The sequence below is a fragment of the Pseudomonas sp. RW407 genome (assembly GCF_003176655.1).
Lineage (GTDB): Bacteria > Pseudomonadota > Gammaproteobacteria > Pseudomonadales > Pseudomonadaceae > Pseudomonas > Pseudomonas delhiensis.
In genome coordinates, this window is sequence record NZ_QGSL01000088.1 from 1,138,883 (window position 1) to 1,154,593 (window position 15,711).

At 58.8% G+C, this 15,711-nt stretch carries 16 protein-coding genes, 1 tRNA gene and 1 pseudogene; 15 read left to right on the plus strand and 3 right to left on the minus strand.

Annotation, left to right across the window (positions count from 1 at the left end; genetic code table 11):
* The first annotated feature begins 43 nt into the window (after window positions 1–43).
* The 8 genes from DK254_RS11835 to DK254_RS33795 all read left to right on the plus strand — a co-directional run bounded on the left by DK254_RS11835 (window position 44) and on the right by DK254_RS33795 (window position 10,206).
* A complete protein-coding gene (locus tag DK254_RS11835) occupies window positions 44–2,938 on the plus strand; it encodes a phage tail length tape measure family protein (protein WP_109931515.1) in 2,895 nt (964 codons plus the stop codon).
* Window positions 2,938–3,813 carry a DUF2460 domain-containing protein gene (locus DK254_RS11840; RefSeq protein WP_109931516.1) on the plus strand — a complete coding sequence of 292 codons (876 nt, stop codon included), beginning with the start codon at window positions 2,938–2,940 and terminating at the stop codon, window positions 3,811–3,813. The genes DK254_RS11835 and DK254_RS11840 overlap by 1 nt, the downstream gene beginning before the upstream one ends.
* A 246-nt stretch (window positions 3,814–4,059) precedes the next feature.
* Window positions 4,060–4,191: a hypothetical protein gene (locus DK254_RS34760; protein ID WP_256595767.1), complete on the plus strand. Its 132-nt coding sequence runs from the start codon at window positions 4,060–4,062 to the stop codon at window positions 4,189–4,191.
* Between the two features lie 116 nt (window positions 4,192–4,307).
* Window positions 4,308–5,195, plus strand: a complete 888-nt coding sequence (locus DK254_RS11845; protein ID WP_109931518.1) for a DUF2163 domain-containing protein — start codon at window positions 4,308–4,310, stop codon at window positions 5,193–5,195.
* The gene (locus DK254_RS11850; RefSeq protein WP_109931520.1) at window positions 5,192–5,626 is read left to right on the plus strand and encodes a C40 family peptidase; all 435 of its coding nucleotides are present in this window, start codon (window positions 5,192–5,194) and stop codon (window positions 5,624–5,626) included. Before DK254_RS11845 ends, DK254_RS11850 begins: the two co-directional genes overlap by 4 nt.
* Complete coding sequence (locus tag DK254_RS11855; protein ID WP_109931522.1) at window positions 5,619–8,687, plus strand: phage tail protein; 3,069 nt, start codon at window positions 5,619–5,621, stop codon at window positions 8,685–8,687. Before DK254_RS11850 ends, DK254_RS11855 begins: the two co-directional genes overlap by 8 nt.
* Complete coding sequence (locus tag DK254_RS11860) at window positions 8,684–9,358, plus strand: DUF2793 domain-containing protein (RefSeq protein ID WP_218281379.1); 675 nt, start codon at window positions 8,684–8,686, stop codon at window positions 9,356–9,358. Before DK254_RS11855 ends, DK254_RS11860 begins: the two co-directional genes overlap by 4 nt.
* A complete protein-coding gene (locus DK254_RS33795) occupies window positions 9,355–10,206 on the plus strand; it encodes a hypothetical protein (RefSeq protein ID WP_146219536.1) in 852 nt (283 codons plus the stop codon). The genes DK254_RS11860 and DK254_RS33795 overlap by 4 nt, the downstream gene beginning before the upstream one ends.
* Here DK254_RS33795 and DK254_RS11865 read toward each other — a convergent pair whose 3' ends face one another.
* Window positions 10,207–11,148: an acyltransferase gene (locus tag DK254_RS11865; protein ID WP_109931524.1), complete on the minus strand. Its 942-nt coding sequence runs from the start codon at window positions 11,146–11,148 to the stop codon at window positions 10,207–10,209.
* A 171-nt stretch (window positions 11,149–11,319) separates the two neighbouring features.
* Between DK254_RS11865 and DK254_RS11870 the strand changes: the two genes are divergently transcribed.
* The 6 genes and pseudogenes from DK254_RS11870 (at window position 11,320) to DK254_RS11890 (ending at window position 13,583) form a co-directional block, all read left to right on the plus strand.
* The gene (locus DK254_RS11870; RefSeq protein ID WP_109931526.1) at window positions 11,320–11,853 is read left to right on the plus strand and encodes a glycoside hydrolase family 19 protein; all 534 of its coding nucleotides are present in this window, start codon (window positions 11,320–11,322) and stop codon (window positions 11,851–11,853) included.
* A complete protein-coding gene (locus DK254_RS11875; protein WP_109931528.1) occupies window positions 11,850–12,359 on the plus strand; it encodes a DUF2514 family protein in 510 nt (169 codons plus the stop codon). Before DK254_RS11870 ends, DK254_RS11875 begins: the two co-directional genes overlap by 4 nt.
* A 30-nt stretch (window positions 12,360–12,389) precedes the next feature.
* Window positions 12,390–12,650, plus strand: coding sequence for a hypothetical protein (locus DK254_RS11880; protein ID WP_109931530.1), 261 nt, complete (start codon window positions 12,390–12,392; stop codon window positions 12,648–12,650).
* A gap of 148 nt (window positions 12,651–12,798) precedes the next feature.
* Window positions 12,799–12,861, plus strand: a tRNA-Ser gene (locus DK254_RS34160).
* 173 nt (window positions 12,862–13,034) lie between these two features.
* Window positions 13,035–13,305, plus strand: a pseudogene (locus DK254_RS11885) (CopG family ribbon-helix-helix protein).
* Window positions 13,302–13,583, plus strand: a complete 282-nt coding sequence (locus tag DK254_RS11890) for a type II toxin-antitoxin system RelE/ParE family toxin (protein ID WP_109933868.1) — start codon at window positions 13,302–13,304, stop codon at window positions 13,581–13,583. Before DK254_RS11885 ends, DK254_RS11890 begins: the two are co-directional and overlap by 4 nt.
* Before the next feature lie 130 nt (window positions 13,584–13,713).
* On the opposite strand, the gene DK254_RS11895 is transcribed toward DK254_RS11890, so the two are convergent.
* A complete protein-coding gene (locus tag DK254_RS11895; RefSeq protein ID WP_109933869.1) occupies window positions 13,714–14,064 on the minus strand; it encodes a bacteriocin in 351 nt (116 codons plus the stop codon).
* 448 nt (window positions 14,065–14,512) lie between these two features.
* Between DK254_RS11895 and DK254_RS11900 the strand changes: the two genes are divergently transcribed.
* On the plus strand, window positions 14,513–14,947 hold the full coding sequence (locus DK254_RS11900; RefSeq protein ID WP_109933870.1) for a hydrogenase: 435 nt from the start codon (window positions 14,513–14,515) through the stop codon (window positions 14,945–14,947).
* Window positions 14,948–15,243: 296 nt separating this feature from the next.
* On the opposite strand, the gene DK254_RS11905 is transcribed toward DK254_RS11900, so the two are convergent.
* Window positions 15,244–15,663, minus strand: a complete 420-nt coding sequence (locus tag DK254_RS11905) for a LytTR family DNA-binding domain-containing protein (protein WP_109933871.1) — start codon at window positions 15,661–15,663, stop codon at window positions 15,244–15,246.
* Window positions 15,664–15,711 lie beyond the last annotated feature (48 nt).

Sequence of the window (15,711 nt, forward strand, 5' to 3'; positions counted from 1 at the left end):
ACACAACCCGCCTAGGCGGGTTTTTTATTGTCCGGAGATTGATATGGCAACAGATTCCCTTGGCACCCTGACGGTCGATCTGATCGCCAATACCGGTGGCTTTGAGCGCGGTATGAATCAGGCAGAGCGGACCATCAAGGGGCAGCAGAAGGCCCTGGAGAATCTCCGGAAAGAATTCGACCCGACGCTTGCTGCCTATGATCGTCTGGAAAAGAGACAAGAACAACTGAATCGCATTTTCAAAAGCGGTTCCGGGGTTATTGATAAGACGGAATATGAGAACCTCAGCAAAGCTATTAATGAAGCGCGAAATTCCTTGGATGCTGGTGGCTCTTCGCTAAATAAGTATGGCCAAACTGCCAAACAAGCAGCTTGGGCCATGCGCGGCCTTCCGGCCCAGTTCACAGATATCGCCGTATCGCTTCAGGCCGGACAAAATCCGCTGACGGTATTTCTGCAACAAGGCGGCCAAATCAAGGATCAGTTTGGCGGTGTTGGCTCTGCCTTGAAAGGTACTGCCGGGTATATTGCTGGGTTGGTTGGGCCTGCGACTTTGGCTGGAGCGACTGTCGCTGCACTTGCGCTTACCTATTACGATGCAGAGAAGACGCAGAGCGAGTTCGATCAAGCTCTCCTCGCTGGAAACAAGACCATCGGCGCTACCACTGGGCAACTAATTGCGCTCTCCAGTCAGATTGGCGCTACGGTCGGAGACTTTAGTGATGCTGAAGATGCGGTGAAAGCCCTGGCCACTGCCGGTGACCTCAGCTATAGCCAAGTCGCTAATCTCGGCGAAGCTGCTGCTGCCGTGGCTCAGTACACAGGCAAGAGCGCTGCCGACATCGCCACTGCCTTTGCCGGGCTTGGTAAAAACGCCACTGAAGCGGCACAGAAGGCAAGTGAGCAATATCACCTTGTCACCGCCGAGCAATACGATCTTATCAAGGCCCTTGATGATCAAGGCGACCACCAGAAGGCTCTGGATGTTCTCGGGGAAAGCCTGAACAAGAACGCAATGGCGCGCTTGAAGGATTACAAGGAATCCCTTACTGGCGTACAGCAGATTTGGAACAGCATCGCTGAGGCTGCGGCCAGTGCCTACAACTTCGGTCGCTCAAAGTTCATGCCACAGACTAACTCCGAGCTTCTGACTCAGACCAAGAGCCAATTGGATTTCCTGCAGAAGTTTCCGGGACAAGAGGTTTCCGTCCCTGGTGAGCGTCGCACCGTCACCGGCCAGGAAGGTATCCAATACCTTCAGCAGCGCCTCAAGCTGCTGGATACACAGGTCAAATCCGAAGGGGACTTGGCGCAAGCCCAGGCCGACGTTAACCAGGCGCAGCAGGACTATATCCGCCTGTCCGGCACCATTGATGCTGCGCTCTCCAATGGATCGCCAGAGAAGCGCAAGGCGAAGGCCTTGAATGATCTGAAAGACGAATACCTTGGGTTGATGAAGGCCTCCGCGATTACCGGTCAATCAAGCCCGCTGCTGGCCGGCGTCGAGTACAACGGCCAGGAGTTTTCTGGTGGTTCCTATGCCGAGCGGGTTAAGCAAATCAACGATCAGTTCGACAAGAAGTCCACCGCCAAGCCCAAGGCTTACCAAGAAGACGCCGGCACCAAGATGCTGGACAACCTCCGCCAGCAATACGCCTCCATGCAGTTACAACTGGATACCGGCGAAAAGCTGGGCGCCCAGGCTCAGGCGCTGGCTAAGTGGGAAGAAGAGCTCGCACAGATCAAGTCGAAGAAGACGCTCACCGCAGACCAGCAGCAGCTACTGGCCAGCTCCGACCTGATCACGGCTCAGCTGAAGCGAAATGCTGGCCTGGAGCAGGAGCTGAAACTGCGCCAGGAAAACCTGAAGGTTCTGGCCTATCAGGATAGCCTGAACAGCAAGCTCCAGTCCCAGCAGCAGGCCTATGACCTGGATCTTGCTGGACTTGGGGCGGGCTCCAAAGAGCGCCAGCGCATTCAGGAGCAATTGAGGCTTGAGCAGAGTCGCCAGAACGATATGGCCCAACTTGCGAAATTGGCCACCCTGGGCGAGGGCAATGGCGGAATTAGCCAGTCGCAGTACAAGAAGCAATTGGATGCTCTCGATGACTTTTACGCCAAGTCCAAAGAGAAGCAGAAGAAGCATTATGAAGATTTGGACGCCGCCCAGCAGGATTGGGGGAAAGGCGTACAGGAATCCCTGCAGAACTACGTCGACAACGCCAGCAACTACTACCAGCAGGCGGCGGATGCCGCGAACACCATTCTGAATGGCTCCGTTAAGGGGCTTAGCGATGGCATCTACGATGTTCTGACTGGCGCCGAGAGCTTGAATGATGCGCTCGGCAATATCGCTGCGACTATTGGGCAGTCGATCGTCCAGGCGCTGGCCCAGATGGCGGCGCAATGGCTTGTAGCTCAGGCTGCGCAGGCATTTATCGGGCAGGCTGGATCCACTACCGCAGTGACTCAGGCTACGACAACCGGGGCCGCCATTGCAGAAGCTTATGCTCCGGCTGCCACCATGGCTTCGCTGGCCAGCTTCGGCGTGAACTCTGTTGCTGCGATTGCGGGGATTATGGCTGCTGGCGCAGCCACTACGTCGCTTCTTGGCGGTGGTTTCCGCGAAGGTGGATATACCGGCAATGGTGGCGTGAACGATGTTGCAGGTGTGGTCCATGGCAAGGAGTTTGTTTTCGACGCCGCAGCGACCTCCAGGATTGGTATTGACAACCTAGAGGCCTTGCGCGCCGGCAAGCTGGACACATCTATTGGCAAGGCGAGTGCCGCGATGATCGCCGCGAACAATGACAATCGCAGTACCGTCATCAACTTCTACCAGCAAGGTGGCGGAAGCTCGCGCGAACAGCAGGCCAGCACTGCCAAAGCGGCGCGCCAGATCGCTCGTGCAGTCGATGCGGCCGGGAGGTATAGCTGATGGGCGAGTTCATCGAGGAGCGCCTGGACACCTGCTTCCGAATCGGCGCCGAGGCAGAGGACAGCTTCTTCACCAGCGTCACCACCACGGCCGGCGGCTCGCGGTTTGTCTCGTTGAAGAATGGCAAGCCATACCGCACCTTCGACATCGAGTACGTAAAGTACAACAAGGAGCTGGCTCAGGAAGTGGCCAGCCTGTACTACCGGACCTGGGGTGGATTCGCGGGTTTCCGGGTGAAGGCCTGGGCGGATTACACCACGGCGCTCGATGGGCAATCCGCCTATACCTCGCTGGACTGCGTGCTGGATGTGGTGAGTGATGGCGTCTACCAACTGGTGAAGGAATACGGCCGGGACAAGCCCGGCCTGGCCAGCATCGGCCGGCCGCGCCGCACGATCTTCAAGCCGGTGTCCGGGAAGGCCGTCATCGCCGTTGCCGGCCTGGCCTACCCCAATGGAACCACCATCGATTACACGACCGGCCGGGTGACGCTGGCGGCGAACAAGACGGGCACCATCACTGGCATCACGAAGGGCGCTACCACGGTCATCACGGTAGCCAACAGCTTCGCCGTCGGTGAGTCGGTAGTGATCTCCGGCGTGGCTGGCATGACGCAGATAAACGGGCGCCGCGGCATCATCACCGCACGCTCCGGAACATCCATCACCGTTGCGATCAACTCCACCAGCTTCAGCGATTACACCAGCGGCGGCACGGTCCAGACACGCCCGCTCAATACCGGAACCGACATCGTGACGGGGGGCTGTGAGTTCGACATTCCCGTTGCCTTCGACTCCAACTTCAACGTCCAGGCACTGAGCGCAGATGTTGGGCAAGCTTCGGGTCTTACCCTTGTTGAGTTGCTGAACCCATAAGTTACGAAGCTTTGAATCTGGCATAGCCGGAGTGGCGCTAGGTCAGAACGGTGGGTGGTCGGATAATTGGCCTATTACACGGCTAGGGAAACGCCAATTCGATTGGCTCCCTATTCGGACTACTAAAAAGCAAAAGCCCCGAGCGCTCGCAACGTCCGGGGCTTTTTATTTCCACCCCTTGGAAGGACAAGGAGCAGAACGTAGATGAAGGATAAGAGGTTCACCCTCAAATTCCTAGGAGCTTTCATGGAATCCGTGAACATCAAACCGGCCGAGTTCCGCAAGAACCTGTGGCATGCCGCGCTCGCCATTGGCGCCCTGGTTCTGATCGCGAGGTTGCCAGAGCTAATCACCGCAATTGGGGCGATTTCCAGATGACGCCGCGCGCAGCCAATATCGCCGGCATCCTGATTTCCCTCGGCATTACCGCTTTCCTCATCCTCTCCGGCGTTGCCCTCGTTCTCGCTGCTCGCTGACCCTCCCAGAGATCATCCATGAAACCACACGTCGCAGACTGGAAGACGAGGGTTTACTGCGCCCGCATCGTGGCCGAGAACGGCACTCTTGTTCGCCTGGCTGCCTATCCGACTGACCTGGTGATGAGCAACGGAACGGTCTATTCGACCGAGTCGGGCTACGAGTTCAGCGGGCTGGATGCGACCGACAGCATGTCGCCGTCGAGCGTGGACCTGACCGGCATCCTGAACCAGGGAATCACCCGGGAGCAGCTGGCCACTGGTGTCTTCGACAACGCTCGCTGCTACATCTTCGCCACCTCCTGGAAGGCGCCCATCGAGGACGAAGAGCCGCTTGGCGTCATGATCCTCGGCAAGACCACGCTCACCGATGACGCCTACAAGGCCGAGATGATGAGCATCGTGGATGCCCTGAATCAGTCGGTCGGTGCGGTGTTCACCGCTCAATGCCCCTACACCCTGTTCGACCAGACGCTGGATGGCCGGATCATCGCATCTACCCGTAGCCGCTGTACCGGCCCTCGCTCCAACCCGGACGGCCCGGATATCAACGATTACAAGGTCAGCGGCAGCGTCACCGGGGTGACCAGCCAGTACGCCTTCACCGACGCATCCAGGGCAGAGGCAGATGACTGGTTCACCGCCGGACAGGTGATGTTCACCACTGGGCTCAACGCTGGATTGAAGCCCCAGCAGATCAAGTCGTCGACCTTGGCTGGCGTCATCACCACGCACGAGCCGTTCCCCTATGCCATCGCGCCCGGGGATGCCTACGTGATGATTCCCGGCTGCCGCAAGCGCCGCACCGAAGATTGCGTGGGCAAGTACGGCAACGGCCCGAACTTCGGTGGCCAGCCCGATATGCCGACCGCCTCCCAATCTGGAGCAGTGGGGAGGGGCGCATGACTCGCGACGAAATCGTTTCCGCCGCCCTGGAAGCCGAGGGGACGCCGTTTCGGCACCAGGGCCGTATCGTTGGCCTGGGGCTCGACTGCGCAGGCCTCTACGTCGTCGTCTGCCAATCGTTGGGCATTCCCCATCGTGATGCCCAGGGCTATCCGCGCACGCCCTTCGACGGGGAGCTTGAGCGCCAGATGGATGCCCAGCCATCCCTGCAGCGTATCGCCGTTTCCGACGCACAGGCTGGCGACGTCCTTCTGATGCGCATGACCAAGCAGCCCCAACACATCGCGATCCATGCCGGCGAGTACCGCGGCCATCCCTACGTCATCCATGCCAGCGAGCAGCACGGCAAGGTCTGCGTCCACCGCCTGGATTCGCGCTGGTTCGGACGTGTTGTACGTGCCTACAGATTTTCCGAGGTGACTGATGTCTGATCCCCTAACGATAGGCATCGGCGTCGGGGTAGTTGGTGCACTCCTTGTTGGTCTTTCTCAACAGCAGAAGACCACTATCGAGGTTGGGAAGCTCTCCAATCGAACCTTCCAAGGCAGCGAGTATGGCGGCGACATTCCTCGCGTCTACGGCACCGTCGGCCTATCCGGTAGCCAGATTGTCTGGATGGAGAAAAACCAGCTCAAGGAAGTCGTCAAGAAAAAGAAATCGGGCGGGAAGGGCGGGGCGTCGACGGTCACCAAGACCTATTCGTACTTCGCCACCTTCGCGCTCATGCTCTGCCAAGGCGAGATTGCTGGTATCCGCCGAATCTGGTGCGCCGACAAGCTCATCTACAACGCCGGCAGTGATGACCTGGAAACCATCATTGCCTCGAACCAGGCAGCGAAGGGCTGGAGGCTCTACCGCGGCACCGATGACCAATTGCCAGATCCGCGCTATGAGGCTGACGTAGGCGTGGGGAATGCGCCGGCGTTCAGGGGCTATTCCTACATCGTGTTCGATGATTTTGCCCTGGCGGACTACGGAAATACTCTGCAGGCGGCGCAGTTCAAGGTAGAGGTGATTGCCGAGGTTGACGGCCAGGGGCTCCGTGAATACCTGGAGACCGCCCAGGGGCGAATTGCGCTGAACGATACGGCTACAGTTGTAAGCGCAGGGGGCGGAGTGGTGACCTTCGCTGCAAACCCTAGTGATCCGCGTCCAGACCTCGGCGATGTGGGAGGGTACTTCGAGTTCAAATATCGGCTGGCAGATGGTCAATTCGTCTCGGCGCAGTCGGTTGCGGGGAAATACGTCAATCCTGCCCTGTCCTCGTTCAACTACCCCATTGGACACGATGGAAAATGGGCGTGGTCGTACCACTACAACAATGCCTATACCTACGTTTCAGTATACGGCGCGCATACCAACGGGCTCCAGACCGCCCTGCTGACGCCATATGCAGGGGAGAGCTATATCGGCTTTGGTGCCTATGTGGTGGACGATCTGCTCTACGTCTTCCGCCGCCGAGCAGACCTGTCAAGCTATTACGAGATCTACTCGGATGGCGTCTTGACCTCGACGCACGAGGTTCAGCTTTCTCCCGGGGTTCCTTACACCCGCTGGATCGGCAACTACATCTACCACCCGGATAAGGGGGCGACGCCGATTGTCGAGGCCGGTGGAGAGGTCATGTGGTTGATCGACTCCGGTGATGGCGCAACTATTGGCCCGAGCGTGCGGACGTTTCTGCGCGATTCTTCGGGCAACTTCGTACAGGATGAAGTCCTCTCGCATAGTTTCTCCACCAATCAGATATGGGGAGCAGCTTCGGATGGTGTGCTGACTCTGGTGTTTGGCAGTTCGATCATCTCCTTCATCCGGTCAGTGAAATTCGACTACGGATACCAAAATCTTGGTGACGTCATTGCCAGCGAGGTCGCGCTTTCCGAGTTGATTCAGCCGAGCGACATCAATGTTTCGCTGCTCACCCAGGACGTACGGGGCTATAGGGTTCCGGGGGGCACCATAAGGTCTGTGATCGAACCGCTGCAAGGTGCATATCCGTTCGATGTCGTCCCCTCCGGCTACAAGATCAAGTTCGTCCCGCGTGGGCAGTCTTCGGTGATGACGATCCCATGGGAAGACCTGGCGGCGAACGATAGTGCGGACATCGGTGACTCCCTTCCATATAGCCGAGAAATGGACTCTCAACTGCCGCAGAAGGTGACTATCACTGCTTTGAGTTCCACCCGCGAATACGCATCGGCAACGCAGTCCTACGAGCGCCTGAACACCTCGGCGGTCAATGCCGAGGAGCGTGACATTCCGCTGGTTCTGAGCGATGACGAGATCGCGCAGATGTCCGAGAAACTACTGTTCTTGCGTTGGCTGGAGCGAGATGACTTTGACGGCCCGGTATTGCCGCCAACCTATCTGGCGCTTGAAACGGCTGATGTGGTTGCCGTGCAGGCCAAGTTCGGCACCTTCGAGCTGCGTCTGACCGAGATCAACTACGAATCGGATGGCCGTCTCACCTGCAAATCCAAGCTGAGCAACGCCGCCATCTATTCGAGCAACGCGGCTGGAGCACCTGGCCCGGGTCCAAGTGGCAATGTTCCCCTGCGCGGCCAATCGCTGGCGCTTGAACTCGACATTCCCGTTGTCGACGAGACCGTACAGAACACCCCTGGATTCGTGGGGGTGATGAGTGGCTACACCGATGGCTGGCCAGGTGGTGTAATGGTCCGGTCGGTCGACAACGGGCAGACTTGGACAGAACTGCAGGGTTTCACCGGGAAAGCGACGATCGGGTTCGCTCGGGGGACGTTGCCTGTCAGTGCGTGCACGCTCATTGATCAGCGCGCACTGGTGGTCGACATGCTTTCGGGCGAGCTTGAGTCGATCACGCGTGACCAGATGCTGCTGGGTGCGAACTATGCAGCCTATGGGGCCTACGGCCGGTGGGAGATCATTCGGTTTCAGGATGCTGTGCTGCAGGCCGATGGTAGCTATCGACTGTCCGGGTTTGTTCGGGGGGATCGCGGAACCGAGTGGACGACAGGGCTTCACCAATCTGGCGACTATCTGGTTCTCCTTGCGGATCCCGACAACATCTTCATTGATATGGCCATTGGCTCGATCGGTGTTCCCTCGCTCTATCGTGGAGTAACCCAAGGGGCCAGCATTGATAGTGCAGACGACACTGCGTTCACCTACCAGGGTGTCAACCTTGAGTGCTTGAGTCCGGTATATGCAAAGGGTGCACGCGACACCTCAAGCAACTTCTCGGGATCTTTCACCCGCCGCAGCCGGCTGAGCAGCACCTGGTGGACCAATGGCGTCGTTGCTCCGATTGGTGAGACTTCCGAGGCCTATGAGATCGATGTGATGTCTGGAGCCACGGTGAAGCGGACGATCTCCGTGACATCGCCGGCTTGGACCTATAGCGCCGCAGACCAGGCGACCGACTTCGGTTCGGCTCAGTCCTCGATCACATTCCGCATCTACCAGCTCAGCGGCACTGTCGGCCGCGGCTACGTCCTGGAGGCGACACTTTGACCGTCAAATTCGGCATGCCTGATCTAGCGAACGGACAGGCGAACTATCTGAACGCCAACGAGGCGTTCGCCATGATCGATCAACTCATCGGTTGTGCGGCGCTGGACAAGGACTTGTCAGCGCCCCCTGGGAGTCCGGCAAATGGGGCTCTATACATCGTTGGCGCCAGTCCCACTGGAGCATGGGCTGGGAAGGCGAACAACCTGGCCTACTGGATCACGGCATTCGGGGTTTGGACGTTCGTCGCTCCTCGCGAGGGGCTGTCCGTACGCGTCCTCGATGAGCATGTGACCTATGAGTGGAACGGTACGGCTTGGGCTGTTTCCTCAAGCGGGGGATCGTCGGGGAACATGCCACAGAACTCACAATCGGCGAACTACACCCTGGTCCTCGGAGATGTGGGTAAGCACATTCTGCACCCCAGCGCTGATACGACTGCCCGGACGTTCACCATCCCGGCGAACAGTTCCGTGGCGTTCAACATCGGTGACATGGTGACGTTCTTGAATCAGAACGGTGCGGGCCTGATCACGATTGCGATCACTACCGATACGATGCGCCTGGCCGGATCTGGCGCAACGGGAAGTCGGACTCTGGCGCCGAATGGGATCGCCACAGCAGTCAAGGTGACTGCAACCGAATGGCTGATCAGCGGGGTAGGCCTGACATGAGCATGCAATCGCTTTTGATGTCGTATGCTCAGGGCTGGAACCCATCGCTGCTGACCGCTGTTCCTCGCCTATGGCTGGACGATTCCAGCCCCATGACGCTGGCATCGGGTGCTGTCAGCGTGTGGGGCGATCGCTCCGGGAATGCCTGGGATGTCTCCCAGACTACCGCCGCAAACCGTCCCACGCCGGTCAGTGGTGGGCTGAATGGGCGCCGTACCGTGCTGTTCGACGGCGTGAACGATGTCCTGCAGACAACGGCCACTGCTGCGTTCGGTCTGTTCCAGAACCGCACTTACGGGTACATGTTTTCGGTCGTGAAGAAGACGGCGGCGGATGGTTCTGCGATAAATCGGATCATTGCGAGCGTCAGTCGCGGCGGTTCTACGCCTGGCATTCGAGCAGCACAGTACATAGGAATTGATGTCGGTGGAGCAAACGTCCACGCAGGTGGAGGCAGGCGCCTGGATACGGATTCTTTCGGATATGCCGCAGATGGCGCTGCCTCGGCCGGTACGTGGTATATGCGCCTTGATTATTTCAGGTGGGCGGATCGGCAAGTCGACTCCTATTTGGATGGCCAGTTAATCGCTTCTGGAACGAGCCTATGGACAGGTGCCGGTGCGACGAGCAATACAATCAGTACTGGCCCTATTGGTATAGGCGGTGCGTTCTCTAGTAGTGGATTTTCTGCTGCTGCGTGGGCTGATGTGGAAATTGCATGCTCGCTCATGGGGAATTCGCAACTTTCGACTGATGATGTTGATCGTTTGTTTGGATGGGCAGCCTGGAGGTATGGTCTTCAATCAAGCCTGCCAAGTGGACATCCTTATAAAAACTCCCCGCCGTAATCAAGCTGTATTTTCTATTGATTCTTTCGTCGCTGCATGCCGAGCCCTCCTGAAGTACGCCTCTATTGAATGATATGAAATTGCTGAGAGCAGTATCGATAATAGGGCGGTGGTTAAGAATATATTGTCTATCTCTTGCTGTTTTCTTAGGTAGTAAGATATTGGGTAGTGGTATAGGTAGATTCCATATGAAAGCTTCCCTAGGTATGGGAGCGGATGAATGGATAGAATTGATGCTGTATCTGATTTTCTGTTTTGCTGGATTGATATTATTAATACTGCAGCGGCTATTTCTATGTATGTTAAGTCTGAATAAAGTGCTTGGAAATCAAGTCTTCTTAGTCCAAGTATGGCGTAGATCAGATATGCAGTAGAAAACATCGCAGCAAGCCTGGTTGCTCGCTCGCTAAAAGAAATAGCCATTGATACGCATGCGGCGGCTGACCCAATCAGCAGGCCGCTGAGTCTCGTATCGAATCGCTGATAAACATTCATGAATGAATTGTCTGAGTAGTAGAGTTCGTATTTTCTCCAGAGAGTGGCCAGTATTGCCAGTAGTATTATGTTGACCGCAGTGCGCAGCAACCCTCTTCCACTTGCGATTGTCAATAGCAATAAAGGCCAGATCAGATAGTAATGTTCTTCTACCGCCAGGGACCAGGTGTGCCTCAGTATGTCAGGGATATCGAAATAGGCGCGAGCATAATCGCTCAGATACGTTATTGAGACTGCCGAGTCTCGTAAATGGTTGATGAATGGAATGTCCCATAAAAAAGGAGCAGCAATTAGGTAGATGCAAAGCATCATTGCGAGTGGAGGCGTAAGCCTTAAGAATCTGCGCTTATAGAATTCTAAATATGAGAACTCGCCTAGTCTTGATTTCTCAATTATGAGCGTTGTTATTAGGAATCCGCTAAGGACAAAAAACAGATCAACCCCAATATATCAGCCGTCCATTCTCGGCGTTAAGCAATGGAATGCTAATACGATTAAAGCGGAGATGGCGCGCAATCCATCAAATGCTGGGTTGTATCGCATGTATCCTCCTTGACACATTGATAATAGCCAAAAGCCATTTCCAATCAAAGGCCGGTATCCGGCACGGAGAGACGAATGCCCCTCACCGAGCAGCAACTGCTGCGCATCTACCCCAACGCCAGCCAGAGAGCTGGCGTTTTTGTTCCTGCGCTAAACCGAGCCATGCAGCGCTACCGGATCGACTCGCCGGTGCGGCAGGCGGCATTCCTGGCCCAGATCGGCCATGAGTCAGGCCAGCTGCGCTACGTGCGCGAGATATGGGGACCTACCGCGGCGCAGAAGGGCTACGAGGGCCGCAAGGACCTGGGCAATACCCAGCCCGGCGACGGGGCCAGATTTAAGGGCCGCGGCCTGATCCAGATCACCGGCCGCGAGAACTACCGGAAGGCTGGTGGCGCCCTTGGCCTGCCGCTGCTCGACCAGCCTGAGCTACTGGAACAAGCAGAGTGGGCAGCCACGTCCGCAGCCTGGTGGTGGTCGAGTAATGGCCTGAACGAGCTGGCCGACGCCGGCAAGTTCGAGCAGATCACCCGGGTGATCAACGGTGGCCTGAACGGTCAGGCTGATCGCCTGGCGCTCTGGGAGAAGGCGAAGGCGGTGCTGGTATGACCTGGCTGCTCAGCTACTGGCGCCAACTCCTGATGGTGCTGATCATCGCCGCCGTGGGCATTGGATGCTGGCACCACGGCGTGACGACGACGGATGCAGCTTGGCAGGCTCGATGGGACCAGCACCTGGCCGCCGACACCGCGGCTACCGCCAAGGCCCAGGCCGAACAGCGCACTATCGAGCAATCCCGCCAACAGTCCATCAACAAACTCGCCGAGGACGGCCAACGTGCAATCGACAAAGCTCAAATGGATGCTGCCGCTGCTCGTGCTTCTGCTGGCAGCCTGCGGGACGCCGCCGATCAACTCGCAGCCAGACTGGCAGCAAGTGAAGCCCGCGGCGATACCTGCACTGCCGGAGCAAGCAAGGCAGCTGCCGCTGCCGCCCGAGTGCTCGCCGACGTGCTCAAGCGCGCTGACGAAAGAGCGGGGCGCCTGGCAGACATTGCTGACCAGTCCAGAGCCCGGGGGCTAGCCTGCGAGGCGGCTTACGATGGCCTGCGGTAGAATGCCGGCCTTCAATTATCGGAGATCGGCATGCTCATCATTCGTCAGGGCACTTTCTCGCGGCTTCAGCTGGAGCGCATGGTCGGCAACGCGGGAAATTTCGGGATTTGGGAATACCACGTGTCGGCGAACTCCGACATGTTCCCCGGCCACGCGGCTGGTCGCCATGCCGCTATCTCCCCGGCGGAACCGAAAGAGGGGCAGGAGGTTGAAGCATTCGTCATGCTCCGGTCTAACTCGCCACAAGAAGAATGGCGGTCGGCTGGGAAGGGCGTCGCGGAGTATCGCTAGATCGGTGTGATTGGGCGCCCAGAACGGGCAGAGAGGGCCGGAATTTTGGTTCCAGAACTGGAGATGCACCCCTATCAACCATGCGGGTTACAGAGGTGTGATTTTGAAATGATAATGGGACGCCAAATGCGTTGCACATTGCGTCATTGCTGAGTCTTTCTATCGGATTGCAAATCCGTGAACGCCGGTTCGATTCCGACCTCAGCCTCCAACATGAAAGCCCCGAAGACGCAGGTCTTCGGGGCTTTTTCTTTTCTCCTCCAGGCAAGTATTTCCCGTACTGCTCGTGCCGGCGCCTGCTTCGAGCAGTGGTGGCATGCGGGTTGACAGGCTCCATGGCTGGGCGGAGCATCGCGGGTATTACCTTTGACTACTCGGGGCGTGATGGCCACTTCGGTGAAGCTCGACGATGCGATGATGGCGCGCATACGCAACCTTGCGGGGATACGCCAGCGTTCACCACACATGGATCATGCGTGAGGCGATTGCCCAGTATGTTGAGCGCGAGGAAAGGCGTGAGGCGCTGAATCGTGAGACGGCGGTGGCATGGGATGAGTATCAGGCCACCGGCAAGCATGTGACGTCCGAAGCGGTCAATGAGTGGCTGAACACTTGGAGTGAGGTTGACGAGCGGCTCGCTCCCGCACGTGAGTGATCTACGCTCCGGCCGCGATACGCGATCTCGAATGCCTTCGGGAATACTTGCGCTCCAGGAGTCCTGATGCGGCCAGGCGGGCTGCTCAGGCGGTCGTCCAGGCCACCCAGGCGCTGGGAAATCGCCCGCAGGTGGGACGGATAATCGAGAGCCTGCCCGTCTCCTTCAGAGAATGGCCAATCGAGTTCGGTGATAGCGGCTATGTCGCCCGGTATCGCATCGATAACGAGACCATAGTGATTCTCGCCATTCGGCATCAACGCGAAGCGGGCTATTGATCGCGGCCGAGTTCGCTATGCGCAGGTATTTGCGTCATGGCTGGGGCGAGCGTTCTTCGGGCGGGACATCCGCAAAAGAAAAGCCCCGTGGGAGCGAACCCACGGGGCTTTTCACACGGAGCAGCCGGACTTACTTCTTGCCGCCGAGCGCGCCGCCCGCCGCGCCACCCAGGCCGGCGCCGATGGCCGCGCCGGTGCTGCCGCCGAGCTTGTTGCCGATGAGCGAGCCGCCGGCCGCGCCCAGGCCGCCACCGATGGCCGCCTTGGTCTTCCGGCCTTTCTTGGCGGTGGCTGCGCCACCCGCGGCGCCACCGAGACCGGCGCCGACCGCGGCACCGGTGCTGCCGCCCATCTGCTGGCCGATGACGTTGCCCAGGGCACCGCCCAGGCCGCCGCCGACGGCTGCCTGGGTGCCGCCGCCGGCCATGGCGGCTTGGGCGAACAGCAGGCTCAGGGCCAGGGCGGGGAGTGCTTTGCGCATATTGCTAACCTCGAGGAATGAAGGGCGGCAGGCTTGCCGCCCGGGATGGTCGATCGTCCGGATCGCATGCCGACCCGTGGTGTGAATTCGCTGGCGGTTTCAGACCGGCCGGAGCCGTTCCGGTTCCCAGGGGCGCGAAATTCTACCGGTCCCGGCGCTTCTCTGCTCGTTTACCGCCTGCCGATGGCTTGGATGCGTCATGGGGATGGCGTTCTGATGTCATGCGTTGTTCGCCATGGCATACTGTCATTCTGAAATTGCGCTGCTCAAGGATGAGAGATGTCGCGCTTCGAATGGCTCGTAGTGGCCGCCGCTTGCCTTGTCATCGCCTGTTATCTGGTCGTCTGCCTGTTGCTCCCCTCCGAGTACATCGCGCCCGGCTGGCTGCCGCTGCGCTAGCCCGCACCGTCTAGAGTGAAGGGGAGACCCGGTCGCGGAGGTGCCCGGCATGGCTGGTGTATATCGGCGGTTGCTCTGGCACGGCCTGCTGCTGTTGTTGCTCGGCCTGCTCACCGGACTGGTCGAGGCGCAGCTGAGCAATCCGCGCATGGCCCTGGCGGCCCACCTGGAGGGCATCCTCAATGGCCTGCTGTTGCTGGCGCTGGGGGCTATCTGGGGCGAGGTGGCGCTGTCGTCCCGGTGGCAGGGTGTCGCCTTTTGCGCATTGCTCTACGGCGCCTATGCCAATTGGGCCTTCACCCTGCTCGCCGCGGTCTTCGGCACCGCGGCCATGTCGCCCGTCACCGCCGCGGGGCATCGCGGAGAGCCCTGGCAGGAACTGCTGGTGACCTTCGGTTTCGTCAGCGTCGGCCTGGCGATCATGCTCGCCATCGTGCTGCTGCTCTGGGGACTGCGCGGCAGGGCTGCGCGCCGGGAAGGGTAAGTGGCTGGCCGTCGCGTCCCTGCTCGGCCGGCCATGTCCTCAGCAAGAGGGCCAGGCATATTGCCATTACACGACAGCGAAATAAACATACATTCTCGTGTGCATGTATGCGGGCCGCTCATGTCCCCGGCCGGCACGGCGTTTCAGGTGGTCGATGGGCGGTGGAAAGAAAAAGCCTCGCGGGTGAGGCGAGGCTTCTTCGTACTGCCGATGGGGGCTGGTCCGTCAGCCTTCCTGCAGTATAGATGGGTGATGTTACTTTGATATTGCATATGGACGAGCGATACGCCCTTTCGTCAGGGAACCCGCAGGGCAGGGGCTGCCTGCTGGGTGGCCAGCATGGAAAGCGGCAACGGCCCGTCTAGGGTGGCGATCACGGTCGCTCCGCTGCGTGCCCGCAACAGGTTACGAACCGCGCTGACGCGCTGGCGGCTCAGGGGCAGGCGGATTTCCGTGCCTTCTATGCCGATGCTGGCCGAATAGGCGTCCCAGCGCAGGTTGCTGACCAGGCTGCTGCGCACCAGGTGGCTGCGATGGATGCGGATGAACGCTTCGGCGAACTCGATTTCCAGGGCCTTCAGGGTGGCGTCGAAATGGATCCGGCCCTTGGCGGTGAAGGCTGTCACATACTTTTCTTCCGCGCTGAAATGCGTGATGTCCTTGGTTTCGATAACGACCAGGGACCTGCCCACGCGAGTGGCAATACGTTGCCTCATCGGAGCTCTCCTGTTTGGCGTTTCGTGATCCACTGAACGTCAAAGTCT